The sequence below is a fragment of the Bacteroides sp. RTP31139st1_H2_RTP31139_211217 genome (assembly GCF_040227615.1).
In the GTDB taxonomy this organism is placed as follows: Bacteria; Bacteroidota; Bacteroidia; order Bacteroidales; family Bacteroidaceae; genus Bacteroides; species Bacteroides uniformis.
In genome coordinates, this window is the sequence record NZ_JBCNZM010000087.1 from 1 (window position 1) to 6,933 (window position 6,933).

Below are 6,933 nucleotides of genomic sequence, written 5' to 3' on the forward strand. Positions count from 1 at the left end.
GTTCCACCCCATACAGTTTCTCCATATCTTCGGCCGCCGCAATTTTAGCACGTATTTTTTCACCAAAAAGCTTTGCATACTCCAAGTCGTCCGCATCCGGACGTCCGGATGCCACCGGATATTTCTCACAGCTATAAGAGTGCTCTCCTACAAACGTAGCACCTGCAATTACCTTGAAGCCCAACTTCGTGACAAAAGCATCCAATTCCACCAAAGCCTTCTCATAGGCCCGGTTGCCGTACACCACCACAACCACGGCAGGTGCACCGTCAGCATGAAGCTCCTTCATCCGCTCCAATGCCAAAGGAGCCACATGACCGCCATATACGGGCACCGTGATGACCGCCAAAGCATGGGAAGGCACCTCCCTTTTACCCGCCGCCTCCAAAGTGAGGTCCACTTTGGAGACAGACGAAATTCCCGTTCCGTGAACAATTGCCTCTCCCACTTGTTTAGAGGTACAAGTAGGTGAAAAAGTTATCAACTGTACTTCATCTATATTCATAAACCAATCCTTCATGTTGTTGTTAATACAGCAAAGATAAAGTTCTAAATTTAAAAAAAAGATGATTTGTTTATGAAACCAAAAATATTTATTACCTTTGCACCGTTGAAACATTCTGCGACTTCTTGCTGTGGCGAGAATTGTTTATCAGATTTCCGGTTCAATAATAAATATCCCATATAAATCATATATCACAAGGTAAACTTGCCCAAGTTGCTTCCTACAACAACTGCAACTGTGCACTTATGCCTTTCAATAAAAGTAAATTTTAAACCATTCACATATATACTGTATGTATAACATCATTCAACTGAACGACAAAAATTTGTCGGAACTACAAACTATTGCCCAAGAACTGGGTATAAAAAAAACAGACTCACTCAAAAAAGAAGAACTTGTTTACAAGATACTTGACGAACAAGCTATCGCAGGCGCTACCAAGAAAGTTGCCGCCGACAAGCTGAAGGAAGAGCGTAAAGGGGAAAAGCAAAAACGCTCGCGCGTCACTGTAAAGACCGTAAAAAAGGAAGGTGCCGACAAAGTGTTCTCAGCCAATAAAAACGGAGACCTCACCAAAGCCAAAACAGAGGAAGCACCGGCTGCGAAAGAACAACCCAAAACTGTGGAAGCACCCCAAGAACCGACCATAGAAGCTGCAACGCCGGCGCCAGCCAAAGAAGCCGCCGCACCCAAACGCAAACCGGGACGCCCCCGCAAGGTAAAGGAAGAGACTGCCGCACCCCAAGCAACGGAAACCCCGAAGGTTGCCGAACCGGAATTGAACTTCGAGGCTAAAGCTCCGAAAACGGAACCCCAAGCGGAAGCTAAAAAAGTGGAAGCTAAAAAAGCCGTGAAGAATATCGTACCGGACGAAAGCCCTATCCTGGCCGAAGCGGCAGATGACTTCATCCCCATTGAAGACCTCCCTACGGAAAAAATAGAATTGCCATCCGAACTTATCGGCAAATTCGAAGCGACCAAAGCGGAAACTCCCGCCACTCCCACTCCTGCCGCTGCCCCAGCCGAACCGCAACAGCCACAACGCCCGCGCCTCCGCGCCCGCGACAACAACAACCCATACAATAACAACAACAATAACAACCGCAACGGTGGCTATAACCAACAGCGCCCCGTGCAGCAGCGCCCTGCACAACCGTATAACAACGGAGAGAACTATCCCGCCGCTCCGGAACGCAAACCCGTAATAGAACGCGAGAAGACGTACGAATTCGATGACATCCTCACCGGAACCGGTGTACTGGAAATCATGCAGGATGGCTACGGCTTCCTCCGTTCCTCCGATTACAACTATTTGTCCTCACCGGACGATATTTACGTATCACAATCACAAATCAAATTGTTCGGCCTGAAAACCGGTGATGTGGTAGAAGGCGTAATCCGTCCCCCGAAAGAAGGCGAAAAGTACTTCCCGCTGGTAAAAGTATCCAAAATAAACGGACGTGACCCGGCTTTCGTACGCGACCGCGTACCGTTCGAGCACCTCACTCCCCTCTTCCCGGACGAGAAGTTCAAGCTTTGCAAAGGCGGATACTCCGACTCTATGTCGGCCCGTGTCGTAGACTTGTTTGCCCCCATCGGCAAAGGTCAGCGTGCCTTGATTGTGGCACAGCCCAAAACCGGTAAGACCATCTTGATGAAAGACATAGCCAACGCCATTGCCGCCAATCATCCGGAAGTCTACATGATTATGCTGCTCATCGACGAACGCCCGGAGGAAGTTACCGACATGGCGCGTACCGTCAATGCGGAAGTAATCGCCTCTACCTTCGACGAACCGGCAGAACGCCACGTGAAGATTGCCGGCATCGTCCTTGAAAAAGCAAAACGCATGGTGGAATGCGGACACGATGTTGTCATCTTCCTCGACTCCATCACCCGCCTGGCACGTGCCTACAACACCGTATCCCCGGCTTCCGGCAAAGTGCTTTCCGGTGGTGTGGATGCCAACGCATTGCATAAGCCCAAACGCTTCTTCGGTGCAGCACGTAACATCGAGGGCGGCGGTTCACTGACCATCCTTGCCACTGCCTTGATTGACACTGGCTCAAAGATGGACGAGGTTATCTTCGAAGAATTCAAGGGTACGGGTAATATGGAGTTGCAGCTCGACCGCAACTTGTCCAACAAGCGTATCTTCCCGGCTGTCAACATCGTTGCCTCCAGCACCCGCCGCGACGACCTGCTGCAAGACAAGCAGACACTGGACCGCATGTGGATTCTCCGCAAGTACCTTGCCGACATGAATCCGATAGAAGCCATGGACTTCGTAAAAGACCGTCTGGAGAAGACCAAAGACAACGACGAATTCCTGATGAGCATGAACAGTTAACAGCAACTGCATACAGATATTGTACAAAAGCTTCCATTTACGTTCATAAACGTAGGTGGAAGCTTTTTTTATATCCGTTTTTTCATACATTTGCCACCATACAATAACCTTGAACAAATAAAATCCAAATCTGATGAAAACGATTCACTCTTTTATGGGAATGGCATTGTGCAGCTTTCCGGTAATGGCACAGCAATCGCCCAATTTTCTTATTATCCAATGCGACCATCTGACCCAGCGGGTAGTAGGCGCATACGGTGCCGACCCCAGCTGCACTCCACCTATAGACCGAATTGCCTCCCAAGGTGTAACATTTGCCAACGCATACGTGGGATGCCCCCTCAGCCAACCGTCACGCGCTGCCTTATGGAGCGGACTGATGCCGCATCAAACCAATGTACGTTCCAACTCGGCCGAACACATCAATCCTCCGCTGCCCGACAGCATTCCGACCCTGGGAAGCCTCTTCACCGCCAACGGTTATGAGGCCGTCCACTTTGGCAAAACCCATGACATGGGTTCCCTAAGGGGATTCCGCCACAAGGAACCGGTTGCCAAGCCCTTCACCGACCCCGAATTTCCCGTCAACAATGACAGCTTTCTGGATGTAGGAACCTGCGAGGATGCCGTGGCCTATCTCAGCAATCCGCCGCAAGAACCTTTCATCTGCATAGCCGATTTCCAAAACCCGCACAATATCTGCGGATATGTAGGCGAAAATAAAGGGGAGCACATAGATAGCCCCATCAGTACCCCACTCCCGCTACTACCCGGAAACCTTGAAGTGGAAGACTGGGAAAAACTTCCGTTGCCCATTCAGTACATCTGCTGCAGCCACCGGAGGATGATGCAAGCCGCCCACTGGAACGAGGACAATTACCGGCACTACGTCGCCGCCTTCCAGCATTACACGCGGATAGTGGCCAGACAGATAGAGAGTGTACTGGAAGCCCTCTACTCCACTCCCGCCGGCAAAAATACAATTGTCATTGTACTGGCAGACCACGGAGACGGAATGGGGTCACACCGCATGGTAACCAAGCAGGTCAGCTTTTACGAAGAAATGACAAATGTGCCCTTCATCATAGCCGGTCCCGGTATTCATCCCCGTCAAAAACCGGTGGAAGATTTACTGACCCAACCCACTATCGACCTGCTGCCCACTCTCTGTGAACTGGCAGGCATTCCGGTGCCTTCCTCCAAGCCCGGCATCAGCCTTGCCCCTTTCCTGAAAGGCGAGAAGCAAAAGAGACAGCACCCCTATGCAGCCTCCGAATGGCACAGTGAATACGAAGTGACCGTCAGCCCGGGACGGATGATACGCAGTCCCAGATACAAATACACACACTATCTGGAAGGCAACGGGGAAGAACTGTATGATATGCTGAAGGATAAAGGAGAAAGACGAAACCTTGCCCATGACCCCAAATACTCAAAGATTCTGGCCGAGCACCGGGCACTGCTGGACGACTACATCCGCCGCACACAGGACGACTACCGAAGCCTGAAAGTTGAAGCCGACAAGAGATGGCGCAGCCACGCACCGGGATATCCCAACCACGAAGGACCCTGCGCCAGAGACATTATCAATAGAAAGTAAGCAAAAAGAACTAAAAAAAACAGAATAATATAGATGATTATCAGTGCCTTGACCGGCACTTCCATTCTTTTCGCCCATCCCGCTGCAAGTCTTCAATAATATTCTGCTTCAAAAGAAGGCAGTTAAAGGGATTTTTTGTACTTTTGCGCCTCAATAAGAGTAATTTGTAATTTAGTAATTGTAATTAGATACTATGTTCGATAATTTAAGCGAGAGACTTGAAAGGTCGTTTAAAATTTTGAAAGGTGAGGGCAAAATCACCGAAATCAATGTTGCGGAAACCCTGAAAGACGTACGTAAGGCACTTTTGGATGCCGACGTGAACTATAAGGTAGCCAAAAACTTCACCGATACCGTTAAGGAAAAAGCCTTGGGACAAAACGTGCTGACAGCCGTTAAGCCCAGCCAGCTGATGGTAAAAATCGTACACGATGAACTGACCCAGCTCATGGGCGGCGAGACTTCTGAAATAAACCTCGACTCCAAGCCTGCCATTATCCTAATGTCCGGTTTGCAAGGCTCCGGTAAAACAACTTTCTCCGGAAAGCTGGCCCGCATGCTGAAGAGCAAGAAGAACAAAAAGCCGTTATTGGTGGCTTGTGACGTGTACCGTCCTGCCGCTATCGAGCAGTTGCGTGTACTGGCTGAACAGATTGACGTACCGATGTACTCGGAACCGGACAGCAAAAATCCGGTAGCCATTGCCCAAAATGCCATCCAAGAAGCCAAAGCCAAAGGTTACGACCTTGTAATTGTCGATACAGCCGGTCGTCTGGCAGTGGATGAGGAGATGATGAACGAGATTGCCGCCATCAAGAAGGCCATCAATCCGGACGAGATTCTGTTCGTAGTGGATTCAATGACCGGTCAGGATGCAGTGAATACCGCTAAGGAATTCAACGAACGGCTCGACTTCAATGGTGTAGTATTGACCAAACTGGATGGTGATACCCGCGGTGGTGCCGCCCTTTCTATCCGTTCGGTGGTAAACAAGCCCATCAAGTTTGTAGGTACCGGTGAAAAGCTGGATGCCAGTTCCATCCCTCACGTATGGCCGACCGTATTCTCGGTATGGGTGACATCGTATCTTTGGTGGAACGTGCGCAGGAACAATATGACGAGGAAGAAGCCAAACGCCTGCAAAAGAAGATTGCCAAGAACCAGTTCGACTTCAACGACTTCCTGAGCCAGATTGCACAAATCAAGAAAATGGGTAACTTGAAGGAACTTGCCTCCATGATACCGGGCGTAGGCAAAGCCATCAAGGATATAGACATTGACGACAATGCCTTCAAGAGCATTGAAGCCATCATCTACTCCATGACTCCGGAAGAACGCAGCAATCCGGCCATTCTGAACGGTTCACGCCGCCAGCGCATTGCCAAAGGTAGCGGTACGAATATTCAGGAAGTAAACCGCCTGCTGAAACAGTTTGACCAGACCCGCAAGATGATGAAGATGGTCACTGGCAGCAAGATGGGTAAGATGATGCCGAAACTTAAAAGATAAGATAACAGCCTATGACACTGATTGATGGAAAAGCAATTTCAGAGCAAGTAAAGCAAGAGATTGCAGCAGAAGTAGCCGAGATAGTGGCTCGTGGGGGTAAACGCCCGCATCTGGCCGCTATTCTTGTAGGACACGATGGAGGTAGCGAAACCTACGTTGCCGCCAAAGTAAAGGCATGCGAAGTTTGCGGATTCAAGTCCTCACTTATCCGCTACGAGGCAGACGTTACCGAAGAGGAGCTGCTTGCCAAGGTACGCGAATTGAACGAGGATGCGGATGTGGACGGTTTCATCGTACAGCTTCCCTTGCCCAAGCATATCTCCGAGCAGAAAGTGATTGAAACCATCGACTACCGCAAGGATGTGGACGGCTTTCATCCCATCAATGTGGGACGGATGTCCATTGGCCTTCCCTGCTATGTATCCGCTACTCCCAACGGTATCCTCGAACTGCTGAAGCGCTATCAGATAGAGACTTCAGGCAAGAAGTGCGTGGTGTTGGGACGCAGCAACATTGTAGGCAAGCCCATGGCTGCCCTGATGATGCAGAAGGCTTATCCCGGCGATGCCACAGTGACCGTATGCCACAGCCGCAGCAAAGACCTGGTAAAGGAATGCCAGGAAGCGAACATCATCATTGCTGCGTTGGGACAACCGAACTTTGTTAAGGCGGAAATGGTCAAGGAAGGTGCTGTCGTTATTGATGTAGGTACTACCCGTGTGCCCGATGCCTCCAAGAAATCCGGGTTCAAGTTGACCGGTGATGTGAAATTCGATGAAGTAGCTCCTAAATGTTCATTCATTACCCCCGTACCAGGAGGCGTAGGTCCGATGACTATCGTTTCCCTTATGAAGAATACATTGCTCGCCGGCAAGAAAGCAATCTACCAATAACAACGTAATGAAAACGCTCGCCGTCTTCATGGCTGTCTTACTGTATAGCGTAACCCTTTCCTCCCAGGAAAGGATT

At 49.8% G+C, this 6,933-nt stretch carries 4 protein-coding genes and 1 pseudogene; 4 read left to right on the top strand and 1 reads right to left on the bottom strand.

Annotated elements, in window-relative coordinates:
- A partial coding sequence (locus ABUA47_RS14620; protein WP_410520188.1) for a flavodoxin family protein occupies window positions 1–505 on the bottom strand: 505 nt, incomplete at its 3' end.
- 292 nt (window positions 506–797) lie between these two features.
- Here ABUA47_RS14620 and rho point away from each other — a divergent pair.
- The 4 genes and pseudogenes from rho to folD all read left to right on the top strand — a co-directional run bounded on the left by rho (window position 798) and on the right by folD (window position 6,857).
- Window positions 798–2,855: a transcription termination factor Rho gene (rho, locus tag ABUA47_RS14625; RefSeq protein ID WP_035448870.1), complete on the top strand. Its 2,058-nt coding sequence runs from the start codon at window positions 798–800 to the stop codon at window positions 2,853–2,855.
- Window positions 2,856–2,988: 133 nt separating this feature from the next.
- On the top strand, window positions 2,989–4,455 hold the full coding sequence (locus ABUA47_RS14630) for a sulfatase (protein ID WP_349831722.1): 1,467 nt from the start codon (window positions 2,989–2,991) through the stop codon (window positions 4,453–4,455).
- 193 nt (window positions 4,456–4,648) lie between these two features.
- Window positions 4,649–5,964, top strand: a pseudogene (ffh, locus tag ABUA47_RS14635) (signal recognition particle protein).
- 11 nt (window positions 5,965–5,975) lie between these two features.
- Window positions 5,976–6,857, top strand: coding sequence for a bifunctional methylenetetrahydrofolate dehydrogenase/methenyltetrahydrofolate cyclohydrolase FolD (folD, locus tag ABUA47_RS14640; protein ID WP_039161847.1), 882 nt, complete (start codon window positions 5,976–5,978; stop codon window positions 6,855–6,857).
- Window positions 6,858–6,933: the final 76 nt, after the last annotated feature.

Coding starts and splice junctions, on each gene's coding strand:
- folD (WP_039161847.1), top strand. CDS start 5,976: ATGACACTGATTGATGGAAAAGCAATTTCAGAGCAAGTAAAGCAAGAG.
- rho (WP_035448870.1), top strand. CDS start 798: ATGTATAACATCATTCAACTGAACGACAAAAATTTGTCGGAACTACAA.
- ABUA47_RS14630 (WP_349831722.1), top strand. CDS start 2,989: ATGAAAACGATTCACTCTTTTATGGGAATGGCATTGTGCAGCTTTCCG.